At 30.1% G+C, this 22,777-nt stretch carries 17 protein-coding genes and 1 pseudogene; 10 read left to right on the plus strand and 8 right to left on the minus strand.

Features of this window, described 5'->3' with window-relative positions; all coding sequences use genetic code 11:
* Positions 1 to 13: 13 nt before the first annotated feature.
* From purD to ACZ5VL_RS07250, 5 genes and pseudogenes are all read left to right on the plus strand, one after another.
* A pseudogene (gene purD, locus ACZ5VL_RS07230) lies at positions 14 to 1,258 on the plus strand (phosphoribosylamine--glycine ligase).
* A complete protein-coding gene (locus tag ACZ5VL_RS07235; RefSeq protein ID WP_464198329.1) occupies positions 1,255 to 1,707 on the plus strand; it encodes an RDD family protein in 453 nt (150 codons plus the stop codon). The pseudogene purD and the gene ACZ5VL_RS07235 overlap by 4 nt, the downstream one beginning before the upstream one ends.
* A complete protein-coding gene (locus ACZ5VL_RS07240) occupies positions 1,697 to 3,892 on the plus strand; it encodes an LPS-assembly protein LptD (protein WP_464198330.1) in 2,196 nt (731 codons plus the stop codon). Before ACZ5VL_RS07235 ends, ACZ5VL_RS07240 begins: the two co-directional genes overlap by 11 nt.
* Positions 3,889 to 4,584, plus strand: a complete 696-nt coding sequence (locus ACZ5VL_RS07245; protein WP_464198332.1) for a phosphoribosyltransferase — start codon at positions 3,889 to 3,891, stop codon at positions 4,582 to 4,584. Before ACZ5VL_RS07240 ends, ACZ5VL_RS07245 begins: the two co-directional genes overlap by 4 nt.
* Entirely contained in the window at positions 4,574 to 6,736 is a 2,163-nt protein-coding gene (locus ACZ5VL_RS07250) for a polyribonucleotide nucleotidyltransferase (RefSeq protein ID WP_464198333.1), read from the plus strand. Before ACZ5VL_RS07245 ends, ACZ5VL_RS07250 begins: the two co-directional genes overlap by 11 nt.
* 52 nt (positions 6,737 to 6,788) lie before the next feature.
* Here ACZ5VL_RS07250 and ACZ5VL_RS07255 read toward each other — a convergent pair whose 3' ends face one another.
* The 6 genes from ACZ5VL_RS07255 to murC form a co-directional block, all read right to left on the minus strand.
* Positions 6,789 to 7,163, minus strand: a complete 375-nt coding sequence (locus ACZ5VL_RS07255) for a RidA family protein (protein WP_464198335.1) — start codon at positions 7,161 to 7,163, stop codon at positions 6,789 to 6,791.
* 50 nt (positions 7,164 to 7,213) lie between these two features.
* Positions 7,214 to 7,810: a LysE family translocator gene (locus ACZ5VL_RS07260; protein ID WP_464198337.1), complete on the minus strand. Its 597-nt coding sequence runs from the start codon at positions 7,808 to 7,810 to the stop codon at positions 7,214 to 7,216.
* Entirely contained in the window at positions 7,807 to 9,762 is a 1,956-nt protein-coding gene (locus ACZ5VL_RS07265; protein ID WP_464198338.1) for an EAL domain-containing protein, read from the minus strand. Before ACZ5VL_RS07265 ends, ACZ5VL_RS07260 begins: the two co-directional genes overlap by 4 nt.
* A 64-nt stretch (positions 9,763 to 9,826) precedes the next feature.
* Positions 9,827 to 12,031: an endonuclease MutS2 gene (locus ACZ5VL_RS07270; RefSeq protein ID WP_464198340.1), complete on the minus strand. Its 2,205-nt coding sequence runs from the start codon at positions 12,029 to 12,031 to the stop codon at positions 9,827 to 9,829.
* Positions 12,024 to 12,368 (minus strand): hypothetical protein, encoded by a 345-nt coding sequence (locus ACZ5VL_RS07275; protein WP_464198342.1) that lies wholly within the window; start codon positions 12,366 to 12,368, stop codon positions 12,024 to 12,026. The genes ACZ5VL_RS07270 and ACZ5VL_RS07275 overlap by 8 nt, the downstream gene beginning before the upstream one ends.
* The gene (gene murC, locus ACZ5VL_RS07280; RefSeq protein ID WP_464198344.1) at positions 12,365 to 13,672 is read right to left on the minus strand and encodes a UDP-N-acetylmuramate--L-alanine ligase; all 1,308 of its coding nucleotides are present in this window, start codon (positions 13,670 to 13,672) and stop codon (positions 12,365 to 12,367) included. The genes ACZ5VL_RS07275 and murC overlap by 4 nt, the downstream gene beginning before the upstream one ends.
* Positions 13,673 to 13,783: 111 nt before the next feature.
* Between murC and ACZ5VL_RS07285 the strand changes: the two genes are divergently transcribed.
* The 5 genes from ACZ5VL_RS07285 (at position 13,784) to ACZ5VL_RS07305 (ending at position 20,902) form a co-directional block, all read left to right on the plus strand.
* A complete protein-coding gene (locus ACZ5VL_RS07285; protein ID WP_464198346.1) occupies positions 13,784 to 14,956 on the plus strand; it encodes an NAD(P)/FAD-dependent oxidoreductase in 1,173 nt (390 codons plus the stop codon).
* 63 nt (positions 14,957 to 15,019) lie between these two features.
* Complete coding sequence (locus ACZ5VL_RS07290; RefSeq protein ID WP_464198347.1) at positions 15,020 to 17,755, plus strand: M16 family metallopeptidase; 2,736 nt, start codon at positions 15,020 to 15,022, stop codon at positions 17,753 to 17,755.
* Between the two features lie 527 nt (positions 17,756 to 18,282).
* Positions 18,283 to 19,830: a flavocytochrome c gene (locus tag ACZ5VL_RS07295; protein WP_464198349.1), complete on the plus strand. Its 1,548-nt coding sequence runs from the start codon at positions 18,283 to 18,285 to the stop codon at positions 19,828 to 19,830.
* Between the two features lie 41 nt (positions 19,831 to 19,871).
* Positions 19,872 to 20,297 carry a cytochrome c3 family protein gene (locus ACZ5VL_RS07300; protein WP_464198350.1) on the plus strand — a complete coding sequence of 142 codons (426 nt, stop codon included), beginning with the start codon at positions 19,872 to 19,874 and terminating at the stop codon, positions 20,295 to 20,297.
* On the plus strand, positions 20,294 to 20,902 hold the full coding sequence (locus ACZ5VL_RS07305) for a cytochrome c3 family protein (protein ID WP_464198351.1): 609 nt from the start codon (positions 20,294 to 20,296) through the stop codon (positions 20,900 to 20,902). The genes ACZ5VL_RS07300 and ACZ5VL_RS07305 overlap by 4 nt, the downstream gene beginning before the upstream one ends.
* Positions 20,903 to 21,513: 611 nt before the next feature.
* Here the strand turns inward: ACZ5VL_RS07305 and ACZ5VL_RS07310 are convergent.
* The gene (locus ACZ5VL_RS07310) at positions 21,514 to 21,747 is read right to left on the minus strand and encodes a hypothetical protein (protein ID WP_464198353.1); all 234 of its coding nucleotides are present in this window, start codon (positions 21,745 to 21,747) and stop codon (positions 21,514 to 21,516) included.
* A complete protein-coding gene (locus tag ACZ5VL_RS07315) occupies positions 21,744 to 22,769 on the minus strand; it encodes a DHH family phosphoesterase (protein ID WP_464198355.1) in 1,026 nt (341 codons plus the stop codon). Before ACZ5VL_RS07315 ends, ACZ5VL_RS07310 begins: the two co-directional genes overlap by 4 nt.
* Positions 22,770 to 22,777 lie beyond the last annotated feature (8 nt).

Consider the following 22,777-nt stretch of genomic DNA (forward strand, 5'->3'; position numbering starts at 1 on the left):
TTGGAGAATATATTTGAAAATTTTGATAATAGGAAGCGGTGGCAGAGAATACGCCATAGCGATAAAACTTCTTGAAAACAAAGATAATTCACTTTTTTTTGCGCCAGGAAATTGAGCTACGCATAGTCTTGGTACAAATTTAGATATAAAAGATTTTGAAAAATTAGCTGATTTTTGTGAACAAAATAGCATAGATTTAACCATAGTTGGTCCAGAAGATCCGCTTACAAATGGTATTGTGGATGTATTTAAAAAAAGAAATTTAACTATATTTGGACCAAGTATGGATGCTGCAAGGCTTGAGGGTAGTAAAGTTTATATGAAAAATTTTCTTAAAAAATACGGTATAAAAACGGCTAGATTTTTAAGCTCAAGTAGCAAAGATGAAATTTCCAAATTTATAGACACATTGGGCGAAAAAATAGTAGTAAAAGCTGATGGGCTTTGTGCTGGTAAAGGTGTTATCATAGCTACATCTAAGGATGAAGCAAAAAAGGCAGCTTTTGATATGCTTAGTGGAAAAAGCTTTGGGGATGCTGGAAAAAACGTCGTGATTGAGGAATTTTTAGATGGATATGAACTTAGCTTTTTTGCTATTTGTGATGGCAAAAATTTTCTAAGTCTTCCTTTTGCCCAAGATCATAAAAAACTTAGTGATGGTGATATGGGGCCAAATACAGGTGGTATGGGTGCATATGCACCAAGCCCATTAGCCGATGAGAAGCTTTTAAAAAGAGTTGAAAATGAGATAATAAGAGTAACTCTTGATGGCATGATAAAAGAAAATGCGCCATTTTGCGGTGTGCTTTTTGTTGGGCTTATGATAGTTAAAAATGAGCCTTATGTACTTGAGTATAATGTTAGATTTGGTGATCCAGAATGTGAAGTTTTGATGCCTTTAATAAAAGGGGATTTAGGAAGCATTTTAAAAGATGCTAGTTTAGGAAAACTAGGCAAGATAGAACTTCATGATAAATTTAGTGTTGGTGTTGTGATGGCTAGTGAAAACTATCCTTACTCCTCTTCGCCAAAAGAGGAAATTTTTATTCAAGATGTGCCAAATGATAGTTATATTTGCTATGCTGGTGTTAGTAGAGAAAATGATAAATTATATTCAAATGGTGGAAGAGTTTTAGTATGTGTTGGTAGTGGAAAAAGTATAAAAGAAGCCCAAAAGAATGCTTATAAGCTTTGCGAAAATATAAAATTTAAAGGTGCAAAATTTAGAAAAGATATCGCGTATCAGGCATTAAGATGAGCGATGAGATATTAAAAAAGTTAAATATAGAAGGCATGGAGGTTGCTTCTGCAAGTAAAAGAATGCTTTCTTATGCTATAGATGAAGTTCTACTGAGTATACTTTTTGTAGTTGCTTATTGGAATTCTTTTACATTAAGTGATGATTTTGAACAAACCGTTACTATGGTTTCATCGCTTAGTCTTCAACTTGCAATTTTAAAAATTTTATATCAAACATTTTTTATATGGTTTTATGGGGCTACTATAGGTAAAATAATTTGCAAAATAATTTGCATTGATGTGGTAATGCTCTCAAAGCCAAAATTAAGCGTAGCTCTTTTAAGGGCAATTTTTAGAATAATTAGTGAGAGCTTATTGTATCTTGGTTTTGTTTGGGCATTTGGAAATGAACTAAGACAAACTTGGCATGATAAAATTGCAAAAACAGTGGTGATAAATGCGTATTAAAAAAATAATTTTCTTTCTTTGTATATTATCTACAATTTCGTTTGCTAGAGTTGAAAATTTAGAGCTTTTAGCTGATGATATTAGCCGTGAAAACAATACAACTATAGCAAATGGTAATGTTTTGGTTTTTTCTCAAAGTTACCTTGCTACTGCTGATAAAGCAATATATCATGATGATGATAACAGTAGCATAGAGCTCTTTGGAAATGTAAATTTAATGTATAAAGATGGATATATAAGTAGGTCTTCTTATTCTAAATTATATCTAGAAAACAAGAATATAACATCAGATATATCTTTTATGATGAATAAAAAAAATGAAATTTGGATGCAAAGCGAAAATGCTTGTGATGACACAGAATATTATAATACAAGCGGTTCTGTTGTATCAAGCTGTAATGTAAATGATCCTGATTGGTCTATTAAATTTAGCAGTGGAATGCTAAATAAAGAGAGTAAATATCTACATCTTTTTAATCCAAGATTTTACATTGGCAATGTGCCTGTTTTTTATCTGCCATATTTTGGTTTTCCAACGGATAGAACACGAAGGACTGGACTTTTGATACCAAGTATTGGCTATAAACAACGAGAAGGATTTTTTTATAAACAACCTATATATTTTGCGCCACAAGATAGATGGGATTTAGAACTTGATCCACAAATTAGAACAAATAGAGGTACTGGAATTTATGGTACTTTTAGATTTGTTGATTCGCCTGATTCAAAAGGCAGTATTACAACTGGTATTTTTGAAGAAAAAGATGAATATCAAAAAGACCATAAAATAAAAAATAGCACACATAAAGGTTTTGAGCTAAAGTATGAAAGAGATAAGCTTGCAAAGTATCTATTAGATGATAGCTACAAAGAAGGACTTTGGATTGATTACACTTCATTAAGAGACATAGAATACCTTAAACTTCAAAATACAGGATCTGGGTATGATAAAGATGATTCTTTGATAGCTTCAAAATTTAACTATTTTCTTTCAAAAGATAATCACTATGTAGGTCTTTATGGCAGGTATTATGTAGATTTATATGAGCTAGCAACAAAAGGAAATAATGACAAAACGGTTCAAGAGCTTCCTACTGTGCAGTATCATAAATTTGTTGATTCTCTTTTTATACCAAAACTTCTTTATTCTGCAGATTTGATGTATCATAGGTATGATCGAGATATTGGTGCAACTGCAAATCAAGTTGAGTTTAATTTACCTGTAACTTGGAGTACAGATTTGGCAGATGAGTATTTAAAATTTAGTATTAAAGAAAATATATATGCTACAGATATTAAATATTCTGATAATAAAAGAATTATTAATGGCGAGCTAGGTGAGGTAAATAACAATGATTATTTAAATACTTATACTCAAATTGCATTGTTTACGGAGCTTTCAAGACCATATGAAAACTTTTTTCATACTATAAATTTTGGAATTGATTATGTAATTCCAGGATATGAAAAAAATAACATAGATAAAAAAATTTATGGTGGACCTAGATATCTAGATGATCCAGATTTGTTTGAGAGATACTTGGAAGATAACTTTGTAAATGTTATGGATGAAAAATATCTTTATGAAACAAGCTCTGTTAGCATGGTACAATATTTTTACAATAAAGAAGGTAGAAAGATTTTAAGACATAGTGCTGAAAGTGGCTATAATATAGATAAAGATAAATACTTAAATTTAAAACATAAAGTTTCTATTTTCCCTCTTCCAAATTTAGCTTTACACAATAGCTTTGAGTATAATTTTGAAGAAGATATTTTTGAAAAAGTTCAAAGCATGATGAGCTATTCTCAATCAATATTTTCATTTAGAGCTTGGCATAATTACGAAAATAGAGGAAGAAGTTCATCTACTAAACAATATGATAGGGAAGAGTATTTTGGTGTAGGAAGTAGTGTAAATATAAATAGGTCGTATTCTATTTTTGGAACAACTGAGTATAATTTCGAAGAAGATTACACTAAGATGTGGGCTTTAGGATTAAATTATAGAAGAAAGTGTTGGGGTTACACTCTTAAATTCCAAGAAGATGTAGAACCTGAGTTTACAAGTGCTGGTCCTGGAATGGAAAAGAAAAAAGCTGTATATTTGTATTTTAACTTTTATCCAATCGGTAGTGTTGGATATGATTATTCTACAACAGAGTCTGGTGCAGATAATAAATGATTAGTTTAGAAGAACTGCAGTTTGAAAATCAAATAGAGGCAGCTAAAAAGATAGTAGAAATTTTGCCAAATGATTTGGGCTATAATGATTATTTAATGGTTTGTTCATCTCTTGATTCTGTGGTAGTTGCAGATATTGTCGCAAGAGAACTAAAAGTAAGCTACGAGATAATGTTTTGCGAAAATATCTATGCGCCATATAATGATGAATGTGTTATAGGTATGGTAAGTGAAACTCAAGAAATAGTTTTGCATGAAAATTTAATAAATTCTTTTGGCATAACATTAGGTTATGTTTTTGGGGAGGCACATAGGAAATTTGAAGAAAAAGTTTTAAAAAATATATATAAGTATAGAAAAGGAAATTTATTAGGTGAATTAGCAAATAAAAACATTTTGCTTATCGACGAAGGTTGTGAGACAGGTCTTACGGCTGAAATTTGTGTAAAGACTTTATTGAATGAGGGAGTAAAATCTATAACTTATCTAACGCCACTTATTTCAATAGATATCGCCGATGAGCTAAATGTTTTGGTGGACAAAGTTTATGCTGTTCATAAAATTGCTAATTTTGTTGGTGTGGATTTTTATTATAAAAATAAAATCATTCCTAGTCCGGAAATTATAATGTCCATACTTGAGGAGAGTCCATACTACTTGCCACTTCAAAAAGGAGATAAAAATGCAAGTTAAGATAGAGGTTAATAATCAAAATGAGATTTTTGATATAGATAAGGTTGCAAAACAGGCATCTGGTGCTGTTTTAATGCAAGTTAAAAAAACGGTTATATTAGCAACAGTTGCTAGAGAAGAAAATCAAGTTGAAGAGGACTTTTTACCCCTAACAGTTCAATATATAGAAAAACAATATGCTGCTGGTAGAATTCCTGGGGGATATGTAAAAAGAGAAACAAAACCAGGTGATTTTGAGATTTTAACATCTAGAATAATAGATAGAAGCTTAAGACCGCTTTTCCCAAAAGGATATGCATATCCTACCCAAATTGTAGTGTATGTTTTATCTGCTGATCCTGAAGTAGATTTGCAAGTTGTAAGCTTAAATGCTGCAAGTGTAGCTCTTTATCTAAGTGATATACCTATTTCTGCCCCTGTTTGTGGCGTTAGGGTAGGTTGCATAGATGATAAATTTGTAATAAATCCAAGCAATAGCGAGCTTTCTAACTCAAGTTTGGATCTGTATGTTGCAGGATTAAAAGATGAACTTTTAATGATAGAAATGAGAAGTTTGCCGACATTAGATACTAAAGAAATACCAGTAAGTGATCTATCTGATACCATTGTAACTCAAAATATGAATGAGTTTAGTGAAGATAGAATGGTTGAGGCCATTGAATTTGCAAGATCTGCAATATTAAAAGGAAGCAATGCTTATGAAGAAGCTTTTGTAAATCTAAAAAAAGAAGATGCTAAAATCCAATTAAAACCAGAAGTTGAAAATGAAAGTATAGCTATTTATATAGATGAGTGTTATAAAAATGATGTAAAGAATGCCATAAATAAAATGGCTAAAAGCGAAAGAGCAAGCGAGCTAGATGCTATAGCTAGGGCAATATGCGATGATGAAATAGCTATCAAACAAGAGTGGGATTTGCAGACTATAAAAAATGTTTTAGGTAAATATAAAAGAAAGATTATTAGAGATCAAATAGTAAATGAACACAAAAGGGCTGATGGAAGAGGACTAAAAGATGTTAGACCTATAAGTATAGAAACAAATATTTTGCCAAATGTTCATGGTAGTTGCTTATTTACTAGAGGACAAACTCAAGCACTTGTTGTAACTACTCTAGGTTCTGATAGTGATGCTCAAATGAGTGAAACTCTTACGCAAAAAGGATCAGTTGCAGAAAGATTTATGTTTAACTATAATTTTCCTGGCTTTTGTGTTGGCGAGGCAAGTCCTTTAAGAAGCCCTGGAAGAAGAGAGCTTGGACATGGAAATTTAGCTAAAAGAGCCTTAGCACCAAGCATAGAAGAAGCTTCTCCTTATACTATAAGAGTTGTAAGCGAAATTTTAGAAAGTAATGGATCTAGTTCTATGGCTAGTGTTTGTGGCGGTTCTCTTTCTATGAGGGCAGCTGGTGTAAATACTGTAAAACTTGTTGCTGGCGTTGCAATGGGTTTAGTTTTTGAAGGCGATAAACATGCTATTTTAACTGATATAATGGGCCTTGAAGATCATGATGGAGATATGGATTTTAAAGTGGCAGGATCAATTGATGGTATAACTGCACTTCAAATGGATATCAAGCTTGGCGGTATCAGTTTGGATGTACTTAAAGAGGCGCTTTATCAAGCAAAAGATGGTAGAGAGCATATCTTAGGATTAATGGAAAAAGCAAATGATGAAATTGTATTAAATGATGATGTATTACCTAAATTTGAACTTTTTAACATAGATCCAAGCAAGATAGTTGATGTTATAGGACAAGCTGGAAAAACTATAAAAGAGATTATAGAAAAATTTGCAGTTAGCGTTGATTTGGATAGAGAAAAAGGTGAAGTTAAGATAGCTGGAGATGCTAAGAAAAATGTTGATGCTGCAAAAGATTATATAATTGAAATAATATCTAAAGATAAAAATCAAAAAAGAAGACCTAATGCTTACAATAAAAAAGAGCCTGTTAAATTTGAAGTTGGAGAAGAGTTTGATGGTGAGGTTAAAAATGTACTAGATTTTGGTGCGTTTGTTTCATTGAGAGATGGTATTGATGGACTATTACACATATCAAAGATAAAAACACCATTAAAAGCGGGGGATAGAGTAAAGGTAAAAGTTGGTGAACAAAAAGGTGGTAAAATATCTCTAGATTTAGTTGAATAAAATTATGTAAAAATATAGAGAAAGAGCTTATCTTTCTCTATTAAGCATAAATTTAAGCTTTGGCTATATATTCTATCTCCACTAAAACATTCTTTGGTAAATTTGCTATACCAACCGTGCTTCTAGCTGGTTTTATATCGCTTGTAAAATAACTTGCATAAATTTCATTTACCTTGGCAAAATCATTTATATCTTTTAAAAATATAGTAGTTTTTACTATATTATCTAAAGATGAGCCAGCTTCATTTAAAACAGCTTTTATGTTTTTCATAACTTGATGAGTTTGTTCGCTTACATTCTCACTTATGATCTCTCCATTTGGGGTTAATGGAATTTGTCCAGAGCCAAATATAAAACCATTTGCGCTAATTGCTTGTGAATATGGTCCAATGGCCGCTGGTGCATTTTGAGTTATAATTTTTTTCATTTTTGCTCCTAAAAATAAATTTTTTAAATTATATCATTTGTTATCTTTTGCTAAACTATAAAATTTTTATAAATTAACATAAATGCAAAAGCTAAAATTACAATAGCTGCAAAATAAGATAACTTAGTGGCTAGTTTATCACTTATAAAACCTCTGTTTTTATAAACAAAAAGTGGCATTAAAGAAATCCATGAAAATATAGCCATTATTAAACCAAAAATTATTATTGTATTTGTTGATTTATCGCTACTTATAGTTGCTATGCTTAGCCAAAATCCTATAGTGTAAGGATTGCTTATAGTTAGTATAAAACCTTTAAGAAAAGTTTTTGGCTTTGTTGAGAGCTGCATTTCTTTAAGTGATATTTTTTTTCTTGCATTTTTTATTAGTGCATATGATATAAATAATAAAAATATGGTTCCAAATATAGCTAAAAATTTTAAAATAATTGGCTGGTTTAAAAAATTTAAAACCCCATAATTTAGAAATAAGAGATAAAGAATATCTGCACACATTGCTCCCATGCCAAATAAAAATGCATATAAGTATGATTTTAATGCGTAAGACATTATTAGTATATTTATTGGTCCTATAGGAACAGCAGCACCATATCCTAGTAAAATTCCTTGAAAGAAAAAACTAATCAAGATAACAATTCTTTCTTAGGCTCGCCTAGATAGTATCCTTGAAACTCATCTATGCCAAGTTCTACGCATATATCAAAAACCTCTTTTGAAGATACAAACTCAGCTATAGTTTTTATATTTAGATCTTTTGCAAATGCCACAATTGCTCTTGTCATTATGTATGAGTTTCTGTCTTTATCTATATCGCGTATTATAGAGCCATCTATTTTTAAGTAATCAGGAAGCAATTTTAGTAAATATGCAAAGTTGCTATATCCACTACCAAAATCATCTATGGCTATTTTTGCACCCATTCGTTTGATTCTTTTTATAAAGTTTTCAATTCTTGATATATTTTCTGCACTTTCTATATTTTCTTCTTCTAGAATTTCAAATACAACTCTATTTCCTATGTTGTATTCGCTAAGTTTTTCTATAATGAAAGAACTTACATTTCCATCTAGCATGTCTGTCTTTGATACATTTACAGATATTACGGCATTTGGATTGTTTTTGATTGTTTGGAAAGTTTTATCTATGAGTATAGTTTCTATCTCGCTGTATCGTTTTGTTTTCTTTGAAACCTCTAGGAAAACAGCAGGACTTATAGTGCCTTCTATATCATTTACAATTCTTATTAATGATTCATATTTTATGACATTTTTATCTTTATCAAAAATAGGCTGAAAATACGGTATAACTTCGTTGTTATATATGGCTTTGTTTATCATATATGATTTTGATATATTTGATTTGAATTTTTTTATCTGATCAATTTCTTTAAAATAGCAAACATAATCTTTGTTTAAGCTCTTTGCCATTTTTAAAGCCGTAAATGCTTTTGCTAGCGTATTTTCTGGCTCTAGTGATAATCCCATTGTCACATGAAGTTCTATAGAGTAATCAAGTGTATTTTTTGGCGAAGTTACATTAAAAATTCTACCTTTAAATTTACTAACCAGTTCTTTTGCTATATCTTCGTATTTTTCTATATCAAAAAGTGAATTTTCAAGTAGTACAAACTGATCGCCAATAAGCCTATATGCTATTAAGTTATTTTCTTTAGCAAATTTTTGTAAAACGCTTCCTAGTTCTATGAGCAATTGATCGCATATATCCTTTCCAAAATAGTCGTTCATTGTTCTAAAGTTGTCTATATCTAAAACTATTATTTTTGGCATATCCATATCTTTTAAATCTCTGTTTATAGCTACTTGATTTAAAAGCCCAGTAAGTGGATCAATATATAATCTTTGTTGTAACTCTATATTTTGATTATAAAGTTCTTTATTTTTTTCGTTTATTTCATTTTGTATTTTTGAAATGAAATTAGAATAAAACTTATAAAACATAAACATTATAATCGCAGATAAAATAATCATTCCAATGCCAAGTAAAATGTTTGTTTTCATGTTATGGACTATCCAGTATCTAAAATCATGATTTTTAGCTAAATCATTTTCTAAGATAGAAACTACTTCAAATCCGATTATCAAATTTTCGTTTATTTTTTTAAAATGAACTATCTTTTTAACATATTTGGAGATGTCATAAAATCTATATATTTCATTTTCATTTATGGTTTGTATATAGTCATTTTTTGTTATTATAGATTCTTTATTTGAGATGTCTTTAGACTCTAGGTTTGGATGTCTAGAACTATAATAAATGATAGGTTCAGAAGAGTTTATAGAGCCTATAACCCATATTGAATCAGAGTCATTTTTTATATATTTATCAAAGCTAAAAGTTTTTATATCTTTTGCTTGTTTTAAATCATATTCTATGGTATCAATGATTTCTTTTGCATCCAAAAATTCAGTTTCTGTTTTAAAGCCATTATCAAGATAGTATTTTGATAAGAAAAATAAAGCATTTATAACTACTATAAATACAAAAAGTGCGATAGAAACTATTATAAGTTTGTTTTTTATATCATTTATACTTAAATTTACTTTATGCTCTTCTTGCATTATTTTGCCTTAAATACTATTAAATTAACCAAAATATTATACTTAAATAAAGTAAACTTGAGCATTATAATCTCACTATCTTTGCGCCAAAGCCACCTAAATTTGGTGGTGCATCAAAAAACTCTTTTACGCTAGGATGTTCTTTTAAAAACTCTTTTACAGCATGTGCTAGCTTTCCCGTACCAATGCCATGCTTTATCACAACTTCATCAAAACCTACAACCAAACTATCTGAGATAAACTTATCAACTTTTTGAAGTGCAACTTCAGTTCTGAGCCCATGTAGATCAAGTATCATACTCGCATTTTGTGGCTTTTGGATGTTTAAATTTACAGATGGGTTTTTTTGAGTTATTTGGTTGCCACTTGGTTTTACTGAGTTTAGTGAAACTCTTAGTTTGATTCCATCGCTTAAAATTATAACTTCATTTTTGTTTAGCACTATTATCTCGCCTTTTATGTTATTATATTTTACTTTATCGCCAACGCTAAATTTGTGCTCATTTTTAGCCTGTTTTGGTAAAACTATCGCCTTTTTAATCTCATTTGCTTTGTTTAAACTTCTTTGCTTGTCTTTTGTATCTTTTAAATTTATAGTTCTTTTAGCTTCATTTATAGCCTTAAAATATTCACTTTCAAGTCTATTTATCTTGTTATGTAGTATCTCATCATTTTTTTCTTGTTGGTCTTTTAAATTTGCTATGAGTTTGTCAAGTTTTTGTGATTTTATATCATTTTGTATGATTTTTTCTTTCAGTTCGCTTTGTGTGTTTATGGCTTGAGATATAGCTAAATTTAGGTTTTCTTTATCTTTGCCATAAGCCTTTTTAGCCTCGCTTATCAAGTTTTGATTTATGCCATATCTTAAAGCAGTTTCAAAAGCGTAGCTTTTGCCTATAACGCCTTTTAAAAATTCAAATTTAGGAGCTCCTTTTTCTTCGTCATAAAGTGCTGCAACAAGTTCTACATCATCATTTTTGCTAAGCAGCATTGCAAGGCGTTTGTGGTGAGTTGTGATAACCATTTTTATATCATTGTCTATAAGTTTATTTATCATCACGCTATAAAGACTTGCTGCTTCTTCAAAATCTGTTCCAAGTTCTATCTCATCAACGCCGATTAAAATGGATTTTTGGGAAAAAAGTTTAGAAAATTTAAGCATTCTACCAGCAAATGTTGAGATATCATTTTTTACATTTTGTGGATCTTCTATAATGGTTTCAAAACTTTTAAATGTGCCAATTTTTGATTTTGCGCTATTTATGCTCATTGGCAAAAGGTATTTTGCAAGTAGGCTAGCACTTATTATGGATTTTAAAAGCATACTTTTTCCACCCGCATTTACGCCTGTTATTAACAAAACTTTACCTGTAAATTCTACGCTTATTCTTTTTGGATGTTTTAGGGCAGGGTGTGCAAACTCGCTTAAAATGATATCTTTTGAGTTATCTGGTAAAACAAAGTTCAAATCCAAACTTTTTGCCATCATTGCTCTTGCGCTAAGAGCATCAAAGGTATCAAAAGCTTGGTTTATAAATTTTAAAAACAGATAGTTTTTTTGTAAAATTTGGCTAATTTTCACACAATGTTCATAAATAATCTCTTCTTTTTTGTCTATTATTTCGCTTTGTTCGTTTTTTAATTTACTTATATTTGTTGGGAAAATATAGAAAAATCCGCTACTACTTCTTCCTATCACGCTACCTTTTATAGCGTGGTTAAATCCACCTCTTAAAAGTAGAGCCTCGCTATCATTTATATAGTGAATTTGTGTATCAACAAGATATGGAGTTAAGCTTTTTGAGTAGATTAGCTTTTTAAGTTCTGTGTTTATTTGCTCTTTTTTGATTTTATAAGCTTCTTTTAGACTATAAAATCTTTCGTCTATCTCATCTTTAAACTCGCCATTTTTATCAAATTTTCCTGGTAAATCTTCTAAAATAGTTGGAATATCTATTTTTTGCAACCACTCATCAAGTCTTGATTCAAATTTGAGCTTTTTTAGGTATTTAAAATATCCTATGATTTTAGCAAATTCATAAATTTCGCTTATATGAAGTATGGATTGTTTTGTTAGCCTTATAAGGGCGTCATCAAGATTTGAAACGCTTGGTGGTGCAATAAACTCGCTATTTGATAAAATTAAGATTTTTTCATAGTTAAGCTTGCTATCGCCACCTAAAAAAAGCGGCTTTGCTCTTGATAAAAACGAGTTAAAATTTTCTATATAGTTTTGTAAATCAAGGTTTTTTAAAATCTCTTCATTCATTTACTTTGCAATCCTTGATACTTATAATAACACCTTTTAAATTTATAAACTCATTTTTTGGTATGAAAGTTGATGTGCCAAACTCGTAGTTAAAACCGCTTTTATTTACATCATAATTTCCACATTTTAAAACCTTGCCTTTGTTAAACTCAGTAACTAAGGTAGTTTTTTGCTCACTTATAGCTGAAAATTTGCTTTCATAGATAAAAATGAGAGTTGTTATTGTTACTACGGTAAAAAGTATGATGAGTTTGGATTTTTTACTAAGTTTTTCATCGCTTATATTGTATATTGTTATAGCTATTACGATAATGACTAAAAATAGCACAAATCTCATATTGCGCCTCTTAGCTGATATGTTATATCTCCTGCGCCAAATCCTATAACTATACCTTCATCTACTAGATGTTTAACCTTAAATTCATCATAATATGTTATTGCCCCATCTTCGTTAAAAACTCTTTGTGCAAAAGCTGGTTTCAAACATTTAAATTCTGTTTTTAAGCTTATTCCATTATCGCTTTCTCCACCTGAATAAACAGGAAGTATTATCATATCATCAATGCCTTCAAAGCATGTTTTAAAACCATCTAAATTTGCTTTTAGTCTAGTAAAACGGTGTGGTTGCCAAATGACTGTTATTTTAGAAATTCCAAGCATTTTAGCATACTCTTTTACGCCTTTTATAGTTGCTTTTATCTCTGTTGGATGATGTCCGTAATCATCTATTAAAACATAATCTTTACTAGCCTTTAATATGTCAAAACGCTTTTTTATCCCTTTATAACTTGCCAAGTTCTCTCTTATGCTCTCAAGACCCACTTCGCAATTTGCCGCAAGTATGGCTAAAGATGCGTCTATTGCTATATGCTCTCCTATTCCAAAAACCTCAAATGTGCCTAAATTTTTAAGGTTAAAACTCATATATGGTTCATAGTTTCTTAAAACCATTTTAAGATCTGTTATGTCTTTGCTTGGAAATAGTTTTATACAGTCCATTTTTAGCGTTGATAAAAACTCATCTTCAGCATTTATCACTCTAACTTTTGCTCTTTGTAAAAAGCCTGTGTAAGCAGCGTAAAATTTATCCAAATCATAATCATAATGCTCCATATGTTCTGGTTCAGCATTTGTTACAACTGCTAAGTATGGATTTGAGTTCAAAAAGCTACTATCGCTTTCATCTGCTTCAAAGATGACATTTTCACTTTCAAAATATTTCATATTTGAACCAAATTGTTTTGATATGGCACCAATGATAACAGAGCCATCTATTAAGCTTGCTAACATAGATGAAGTTGTACTTTTACCATGAGCTCCTGCTACTGAAAACACTCTTTTATCATTTAGTATAAAAGGCAACATTTCTTTTCTTGATAGGCATTTTATACCTTTTTCTTGAGCTGTTACTAGCTCTATATTGTCGCATTTTATGGCAGCTGAATACACTACTAGGTCTTGATCTTTTATAATATTAGCATTATGTGGAGTTATAACATGCATTCCTTCATTTTTTAAGTCTATTGTGGTTTGAGTTTCCTTGATATCAGAGCCACTTATTATCACATCTTTTTCTTTTAAAAACCTTGCAATTGCAGAAATCCCAATTCCGCCTATGCCTATAAAATGAACTTTTTTCATAAAATTTCCTAAAATTATTTTTATAATAAATTGTAACAAAAAATGACTTAATGTTTTATCTGGAAATTCAAATTTACTATGATATAATTAAGGCTCTAAAAGGAGTTTTTGGTGTATAAAAATAAAATTTTAGTTTTGGGTGCTGGATATGGTGGATTATCTTTTTTAAAAAACTTAGCGCAAACCACTTTAAATAATTGTGAGGTAACATTAATAAATCAAAACTCATATCATTATCATAGCGCTCTTTTGCATAAAGTTGCAAGCGGAGAATGCAAAAATAGGGCGATATATGAGCTAAACGAAGTACTTGATGATAGGATAAATTTAGTTGTAGATAGTGTAGTTGATATAAAAAAAAATATGGTTATAACAGTACATGGTGAGTATATATTTGATTACTTGGTAATCTCGCTTGGTTATAGCATAGAAGATTTTGGTATTATTGGCGTAAATAAGCTTCACTCTTTAAGTAATTACGAAAGTTCATTAAGTTTAAAAGAAGAAATTTATGAAAAAATCAATAATTACAAATTTACAAATGATAAAAAAGATCTAAGCTTTATTATTTGTGGCGGAGGACTTAGTGGGATTGAGCTTGCTGGTTCATTATCAAATGAGCTTAAAAAATATGTAAGAAAAATAGGTATTGATGAAAGAGAACTTAATATTTGTATAGTTGAAGCGCTACCAGATATTTTATCAATTTATGATCAAAAACTTAGAAATACAGCCAAAAAAAAGCTTGAAAGTATGGGGATAAAAGTATATGTAAATTCCAAAATAACATCTGTTTCATGGGATGAAATAGAAATTGAATATTTTGGAAAACTTAAGGCAAATACTATTATTTGGACAGCTGGAACAAAAGGAAATGTTTTAGTTAAAAATTTGCATTTTAAACAAAATAGATCTAGGATAGAAGTAGATGAATATCTTCATCCAATAACAGGAGAAAAAAATATTTTTGCCATAGGGGATAATAGTTCTTTTATATTAGAAAATGGTAAAGCGCATATTCAAAGTGCACAAATAAGCCTTAAAATGGGTAAATATGTTGCTACGAGCCTAGAGAGTATGATAAATTCTCAAAACAATATAGAAAAATTTAGCTTTAAATCTCTTGGAAGCGTTTGTTCTATTGGTTATGGATACGCGGTTGGAAAAGTTCTTGGTTTTAAAGTAAGTGGATATTTTGGTCATATAATGAAAGTTTTAATAGAACGAAAGTGGGATTTTATCTTAGATAATTTAAAAGGTTTGTTTAAAAACGATAATGATTGATATTTTTAATTGCATAGCCATTTATTTTATCCTAGTATAATTTGATAAAACGAAAGGCTATGTATGTTTAAAATTTTTATAACTCTACTTTTTACTTTTAGTATACTTTTTTCGCAAACTTTAAAAAACGATGATTCGGTTTTAACTGGCAAGCTTGAAAATGGTCTTACTTACTACATAAAACAAAATAAAACTCCTCAAAACACAACTTATCTTTATCTAAATTTAGCAGCTGGTTCAACAAATGAAAAAGATAACGAGCAAGGTTTGGCACATTTTATCGAGCATATGGTTTTTAATGGTACTGAGGATTTTAATAAAAACAGTCTTATAACAGAACTTGAAAGACTTGGTGTTAAATTTGGTGCTGATTTAAATGCTGCAACAAGTTTTAATAACACATTTTATAAGCTTGAGATAAAATCGTCAAAAGAAAATCTAAAAAGTGGTTTTAAAGTTCTTGAAAATATGGCAAGTAAAGCTCTTTTTGATGAAACTGAAGTTAAAAAAGAAAAGGGCATTATCATAGAAGAAGATAGGATGAGGAAAGATAGCTCTGAGCGTATATTCAAACAAGAACTCCCTTATATCTATAAAGATAGTATATACACAAAAAGACTTCCAATAGGTAAAATTGAAATTGTAAGCTCGGCAACTCCTACTCTTTTAAAAGAAGTTTATGCTAGAATTTATCAGCCAAAACTTATGAGCTTAATAGTAGTTGGCGATTTTGATGTAAATGATGTAAAAAGGCTTATAGATGAGCATTTTGTAAATATCAAAAATACAAAAGATGTTTTAGATGTAGATAGAAGTATAAAATCTTGGAATAGACTTGTAGTATTTAATGCTCATGATAGCGAGATCACAAGCGAGAGTGTAAGAGTATATTTTGAGGGCGATGCAAACATAATAAAAACAAAAGAAGCTTATAAAGATGATATAATAAAAAGATATTTTACCAAACTTTTTTCACAAATGAGCTCATATTTAGCTGATAAAGGTGTGATAACAAACGATATTTATTTTTATAATTACAACATTTTTGATCAAAAATCTTTAAATATTTTTGATCAAAAAGTAGTTTCAAATGACTATATGGGAAGCTTAAAAAATATCTTTTCTTTGATAAACAAAGTTAGGAAAGATGGCTTTGATAAGGTATATTTTGAGGCTGCGAAGAGCGATTTTCTATCACTAAATGAAATGCAATTTAAAAAAAGCATAACAAAAAGCTCTAAAGAGTATGTTATGGATATATTGAATTTTGTTCAAAATGGAGATGCTTTCCTTGGTCCAAAAGATGACTATGAAATAACAAAAGAGCTTTTAAATGAAATCACATTAAATGACATAAATGCCAAATTTAAAGATATGGTAGAAAAAAATGGCATAATGGTCGAGTTTTTAACAAAAGATAAGGTAAATATAGATGAAAATAAGATAAAAGCTATAAAAGACTCAAAGCCAATGGAAGTTAATTTTGCTTCAAATTTACCAAATTCTTTGGATGTTGGAGAGTTGAAAAGCGTTAAATTTGTAGATAAAAAGATTGATAAAAGTGGTGTTATAAAATATAGTTTTCAAAACGATATAAATGTTTACTATAAACCAAACGATAGACAAAAAAACAAGATGACATATCTTTTTAGCTCAAAAGGTGGTTTTAGTAATCTTGATAGTATTAAATTTCCTGCGATGAGCGTAGATATATCAAATGGAAGTGGTATTGGTAAATATAGTGATTTTGAGATAAATGTTATAACAAAAGGCCAAATGTTTAGTTTAAATAAATTTATAAATGAAACTTCAAGAGGCTATAAGGGTGAGAGTTCTCAAGATGACTTTGAAAACATGCTAAAAGCTCTGGTCTTAGATGTAAAAGCTCCAAAATTAAGCGATGAATACATGGCTAGATTTAAAGCCAAATCAATAGATGCGCTAAAGAAAAACAACACAAATCCAATGTTTTTATTTTTAAAAAAATATAATGAAAAATACTATAATGGTAATGAAAAAAAGAGATTTTTAGAAATCTCAGATATAAATAAATTTGATATAAATAAGGGTAGAAATTTTATAACAAAAGCTTACTCAAATCCTTACGCGTTTAATTTAATAGTAAGTGGCGATATGAGCGAAGATAAGTTTGAAGAACTTATAAACAAATATATAGGCTCTATGAGTACAACAAAACAAGTTAGCGAGATAAAAGATGATGGTATAAGGGCTGTTAAAAATGGCTTTTTTGAGGATTTTACATCTAGCGATGAAAGAAGTTTAGTACAGATTAAATTTACAAATAACGACATAAAATTTGAGCCAAAAAAAGATATAGTTTATGAGGCAGCTTCAAGTATACTTAGTAATATATTAAGAGAAAATATAAGAGAAAAAGATAGTGAAGTTTATTCTATAAGTGCAGCTCATGATATAAATAAATATCCATACCCAAGGGCTATTGGTCTCATAAACTACTCATCATCACCTAAAAATGCTAAGTCTATAGTAGAAAAAACAAAGAATATTATCAAGAAATATCAAAAAGAATTAGTTGATGAGGTGTATTTGCAAAATTATAAAAAATCTGCTATTATCGCTCTTGAAAAAGATATGGATAAATCATCGTTTTGGATAAATTATATAAATAAAAGTATATTAAATGATGAACAAATTTTAAGCTATGAAGAGCTTGTAAATATAATAAATTCTTTAACCCTTCAGGACATTAAAACTACGCTTAATGAGCTTTTTGATACTAATAAAATGTTTGTTGGTATTTTTTCTTCTAAAAAATGATTATAATAGTAATGACAAAATTAAAATGTCATTACTATGATTTAAGCTTAACTTTTTAAATATTTATATAATTGCATAAAATGCAATAAGATAAAACAAATGCTTGTTATGTCAACTGATCCAAATAAAGATTGTAGAAGCGCCTGTATTAAAGATATTGGTAGTTCTTGGCGCTGCTAGTGCAAATTCTAGAGAAAATGTATCAAGAGTAGATGTGCATATGCGGTCACAAATCAAGGGTTTATCTCTTGGCTTAGCTTATATAGAGAGCTAGAATGAGACTTGATTAGAAATAATAGCCTAACTAAAGACATAGATGAACTTGGTTGAAAGTATCTTATAAATTTAATGTATTAAACTAAATTTATATCTATTTAAAATTTTTACTCTCGCACTTTATATAACAAAACTACACAACTAAATATAAAGTATTATCAAAATATTGTAAATTTATTAATTTAGATCGTTATTTTACTAGTTTGTGTTAAAATAATATTGTTTAATCTATTTCGCACAAAGGAGACAAAATGGCAAATAGTATGTCAAGAAGAGATGCGCTTAAAATGGGCGCTTTGAGTGTTGGCGTAGCTGTTTTAGCTACAAACAATGCTATGGCTACAGAAGTTCCTATGGCTAAAGATATTAAATGGGATGAAGAAAAAGATGTTATTATTATAGGAAGTGGATTTGCTGGTATTTCTGGTGGCATAAGTGCGGCAAACAGAGGGCTTAGCGTTCTTATTTTGGAAAAAATGGGAAGAATTGGTGGAAACTCTGTTATAAATGGTGGTATTTTTGCCGTTCCTAATAATGAAGAGCAGGGTAAAGAGGGCATAAAAGATTCAAACGAACTCTTTATAAAAGATTGCTTAAAAGCTGGTCGTGGATTAAATTATACAGAGATGGTAGATACTATAGCAAGTCGCGCAAAAGATGCGTATCAACTTACCTTAAAATGTGGTGCAAAATATGTTGATAAAATGACTCATGCGGGTGGTCATAGTGTCCCAAGATCATTTCAAACAGCAAATGGAAGTGGAGCTGGTATAGTTTTACCGATGGTTGAGTATTTCAAAAAGCTACAAGATGCAGAAATTCGCACAAGAGTTAAGTTTGATAATTTTATATTAGACGAAAGTGGTAAAGTTATTGGCGTTAGTGTTAGAGAAAATTATAAATTTGATACAAACAGTTTGCAAGATGATTGGGAAAACAAAACTGGAGATAGAAAATTTATCAAAGCTAAAAAAGGCGTCATTTTAGCGAGTGGCGGTTTTTGTCGTGATACATATTTTAGACATGCACAAGATCCAATTATAACAGAAAAAACAGACTCTACGAATCACCCTGGAGCAACAGCAGGAGCTATGATTGAAGCGTTCAGAATTGGTGCCACCCCTGTTCAACTTAGCTGGATTCAATACGGACCTTGGGCTTGCCCAGATGAAAAAGGCTTTGGTGTAGGTTCTATGTTTAATGTTAATGGTTCATTTAGATATGGAATTTCTGTTAATCCTAAAACCGGTAAAAGATATATGAACGAACTTGCAGATAGAAAAACAAGAGCAGATGCTATGTTTAAAGTAATTGGCGAAGATGAGAACTATCCTATAAATTTATGCGATAGCGTTGGTGTTAGTAAAATACCAATTGAAGCACAATACGCAAAACCATTAGAAGCTAGCGTTTTAAAGAAATTTGATACGCTTGATGAACTTGCTAAATTTTATAAAATGCCTATTGATGAGTTTAAAAAGACTATAGAAACATATAATGGTTATGTTAAGAGTGAAAAAGATTTAGATTTTGATAAGCCTATGAAATCTACAGAGGGTGTTACAATCTCTAAAGCTCCATTTTATGCAATGCGTGGAACTCCAAAACTTCATCATACGATGGGCGGCATAAGGACAAATACTAAAGCCCAAGTTCTTAGTTGTGTAAATGGTAAGCCAATTCCTGGTCTCTACGCTGCTGGAGAAGTAACTGGTGGAGTTCATGGAGCTAGTAGACTTGGAAGTGTCGCAATAGCTGATTGTTTAACATTTGGAATGATTGCCGGCGAAAATATCTAAATTTGTAGCTCAAATTTTGAGCTACTTTACAAAGGAAAAAGATGAAATTTAAAATTTTTAAAATTTTTTTACTTTGTTTATTTTTTATTTTTCCGATGCTAGCTGCCGATAATAATGCAACAAATATCATTACTATAAGTCAGGAGCTAAGGGAAAAGCATACTATAAAACCGCATCACCAAAAGCTTAAATTTGATTGCACAGATTGCCATGTAAATCAAGGCGACGACCCAAGCAAATTTAAATCAATAGGCGACAAAGGCTGTTTGTCCTGTCATAAAAGTAAAGAGTATATGGCAAGCAGAACAGGATATATGGATATGCTAAAGGCAAATCCGCATAATTCCGTTCATGACGGCCCAAATTTATACTGCGATGAGTGTCATATGGAGCATAAAAAATCAACAAATATGTGTAGCGAATGCCACGAAAACGAAGTAAAAAAATGGATGAGGCCTACGCCATGAAAAAGAAAATATTTGGAATTTTATGTATAGGGGCATTAATCGGAGTTATTGGTTGTTGGCTCGCTTATGAAGGGCTTACTAGAACGAGTGACGATAAATTTTGCATAGTTTGTCATGAGATGACGCCTATGATTATATCGTATAGAAATGATGTTCATGGTGGCGTAGGAGAAGTTGGTTTTAAGGCGCAGTGTGTGGATTGTCACATGCCGCACGATAATATTTTTAACTACATTTATACAAAGGCTAAAAATGGGATCGTAGAAGGCAAAATTCACTTCTTTGGCAATGTGGATGCTATTGATTGGCATAAAAATAGAGTAGAGCGAAGAGAGAAATTTGTTTTTGATGATGGATGTATAAAATGTCACGAAAACTATCAAACTTTACCTAAACTCAGTGATACAGGCAAAAGAATGCACGAGCATTATGTTAAGCTAAAAGATAGCGGCGATACTATAAGCTGTGCAAGTTGTCATATTGAAACCGGTCACCATGGGCTAAATAATATGCTTAATTATTTCAAACCTCAGTATGAGATTTATGAAAAAGAAGCAAATGCTACTAAAAATAGACTGGTTGAAGGGTTGAAAAAAGATTTATAAAATAAAAGCTTTTCTTTTAGAACACAATGAAGCTCTAATTGGTAAGATCAAAAAGAGCTTCACCAATACGGCATGGATGTTGTATCCTTATAAGCAAGAAGCAGAAATTTACAAGGATATAAATAATCTATGAAGCGAATATTTTTTTTGCTAAATGCTGCTCTTTAGAGTACTGGCGAAAATTTATTGCGTGAATATGGGGGTTTGACACCCACCCCACATAATTTTTAGTGGATTCTAAAATAGATATAACTACTTAAAATAACTTTATTGTAATAGTCATCGAGAGAATATAATTGTTAAAAATTTTAAAATCTCAGAGCTCACATTTAGGATTTTAAACTGTTTAGAATCTTAAATAGGGCATCCTAAGAATAGGCAAAATTTATCTCTAGAGCAAATTTTAAACACTATTTATAAAAACGATATCGTAATGATGTTAGAATTAGCGCTTTAATTATAGAAATTCGCAAAAATACGGATAAAAATTTCATAAAAAATGTGCAAGGTTTTGGGTATAAAATAGAACTTACCTGCAATAACGACAAGATATAAATTTTTTAAATTTTACACTCTCGCCGTTTTTGTAAATTTAGTATTTGTCTGAAAATTTATTTGAAAAGCTCTTTGTGGTTGGATTTTAAAAACTCTATTACTTCTATAATCTCATCAACTCCTTCAGAATCACTATCTTCTAATATATCATCTATGTTATCAACATATATTTTAACCGCTTCTTGGAGTTTGTCTTTTTTTACACCAGCATAGTATAAAAGTCCTTCTAATAAAATATTAATTTCATACATTAGCTCATCTTGAGAAATTTCTGTACTTTGCCCTTTCATTGTTCTTCCTTATTTTGAATTGTCTTTTTTAATATATGATCTTTGATTTGGTTTTTTATATTTTCATAATCAAAACTATCTTTAAAACTTGCAAATAGTCCTCCACTTGCATTTTTATGCCCACCACCGTTAAATAGATCTGCTGCCATTAAACTTACATCTAGTTTGTTATTTGCTCTTAGACTTATGGTTTTTTTAGAACTAACATCCATAAAGAAATCAAACTCAGGGTTTCGCTCTAAAAACTCGTTTCCTATCACAGAAGTGTTTCCGATATTGTGTGTTAAAATTCCTTTATATTCTTTGTAATTTATACTAAATTTTTCTTTATTGCTTGATAGATTGTTTACTATAAAACATGATATCATATTGCTAAGAGTATCGTTGAATCCACCAAAAAAGTACTCTTTTTTTATTTTATGTATATTGTCATCCAAATTTATATGAGCAACATTTGACCACATAAATTCATTTGCTTTTCGAAGTAAAAAGTACACATATTCATTTGATTTTTCGCTAAACATAACTTTGTTTATTTCTTTTGAATTTGCTATAAGATTTAAACAAACTTTTCCAAACTCAAAATATTTATCATCTTTTAGCCAAATATCAACAGCATTTACCATCTTACAAAATTCACATAAGTCATCTTTTTGTCCGTAAATTGAGGCAAAAAAATCATAAGTTATAAGTGTTGCACATCTTGAATTATCAAGATAATACCAGCTAAACTTTTGAGCACATTCTACTCCGCTTTGATGATGATCTAATAAAAGCAACTTTGTCTTTTTGTCTCTTATGGTATTTTCAAAATCTTCACACTGTTTAATTGTCAAGTTTAAATCAGTTATTAGAATAATAGCTTCTTCATCATCAAGTAAGCTTACAATTTTAGCAAATTTTTCCTCTATTTCTTTTCCATAATTTGAGTTAAAAAATATTATATTGTCAAAATAAGCTTTTGTCACAAACTGAGCCGAATATCCGTCTAAATCAGTGTGGGAAAGATGGAAAAATTTCATTTATATCC

This window comes from Campylobacter sp. GTC17093 (genome assembly GCF_055397635.1).

Bases quoted from the DNA above. Each gene is read 5' to 3' on its own strand.
- ACZ5VL_RS07305 (WP_464198351.1), top strand. From the start codon at position 20,294: ATGAAAAAGAAAATATTTGGAATTTTATGTATAGGGGCATTAATCGGA.
- ACZ5VL_RS07275 (WP_464198342.1), bottom strand. From the start codon at position 12,368: ATGAGATTTGTGCTATTTTTAGTCATTATCGTAATAGCTATAACAATA.
- ACZ5VL_RS07265 (WP_464198338.1), bottom strand. From the start codon at position 9,762: ATGCAAGAAGAGCATAAAGTAAATTTAAGTATAAATGATATAAAAAAC.
- ACZ5VL_RS07270 (WP_464198340.1), bottom strand. From the start codon at position 12,031: ATGAATGAAGAGATTTTAAAAAACCTTGATTTACAAAACTATATAGAA.
- ACZ5VL_RS07315 (WP_464198355.1), bottom strand. From the start codon at position 22,769: ATGAAATTTTTCCATCTTTCCCACACTGATTTAGACGGATATTCGGCT.
- ACZ5VL_RS07255 (WP_464198335.1), bottom strand. From the start codon at position 7,163: ATGAAAAAAATTATAACTCAAAATGCACCAGCGGCCATTGGACCATAT.
- ACZ5VL_RS07300 (WP_464198350.1), top strand. From the start codon at position 19,872: ATGAAATTTAAAATTTTTAAAATTTTTTTACTTTGTTTATTTTTTATT.
- ACZ5VL_RS07245 (WP_464198332.1), top strand. From the start codon at position 3,889: ATGATTAGTTTAGAAGAACTGCAGTTTGAAAATCAAATAGAGGCAGCT.
- ACZ5VL_RS07290 (WP_464198347.1), top strand. From the start codon at position 15,020: ATGTTTAAAATTTTTATAACTCTACTTTTTACTTTTAGTATACTTTTT.
- ACZ5VL_RS07250 (WP_464198333.1), top strand. From the start codon at position 4,574: ATGCAAGTTAAGATAGAGGTTAATAATCAAAATGAGATTTTTGATATA.
- ACZ5VL_RS07310 (WP_464198353.1), bottom strand. From the start codon at position 21,747: ATGAAAGGGCAAAGTACAGAAATTTCTCAAGATGAGCTAATGTATGAA.
- ACZ5VL_RS07235 (WP_464198329.1), top strand. From the start codon at position 1,255: ATGAGCGATGAGATATTAAAAAAGTTAAATATAGAAGGCATGGAGGTT.
- murC (WP_464198344.1), bottom strand. From the start codon at position 13,672: ATGAAAAAAGTTCATTTTATAGGCATAGGCGGAATTGGGATTTCTGCA.
- ACZ5VL_RS07295 (WP_464198349.1), top strand. From the start codon at position 18,283: ATGGCAAATAGTATGTCAAGAAGAGATGCGCTTAAAATGGGCGCTTTG.
- ACZ5VL_RS07240 (WP_464198330.1), top strand. From the start codon at position 1,697: ATGCGTATTAAAAAAATAATTTTCTTTCTTTGTATATTATCTACAATT.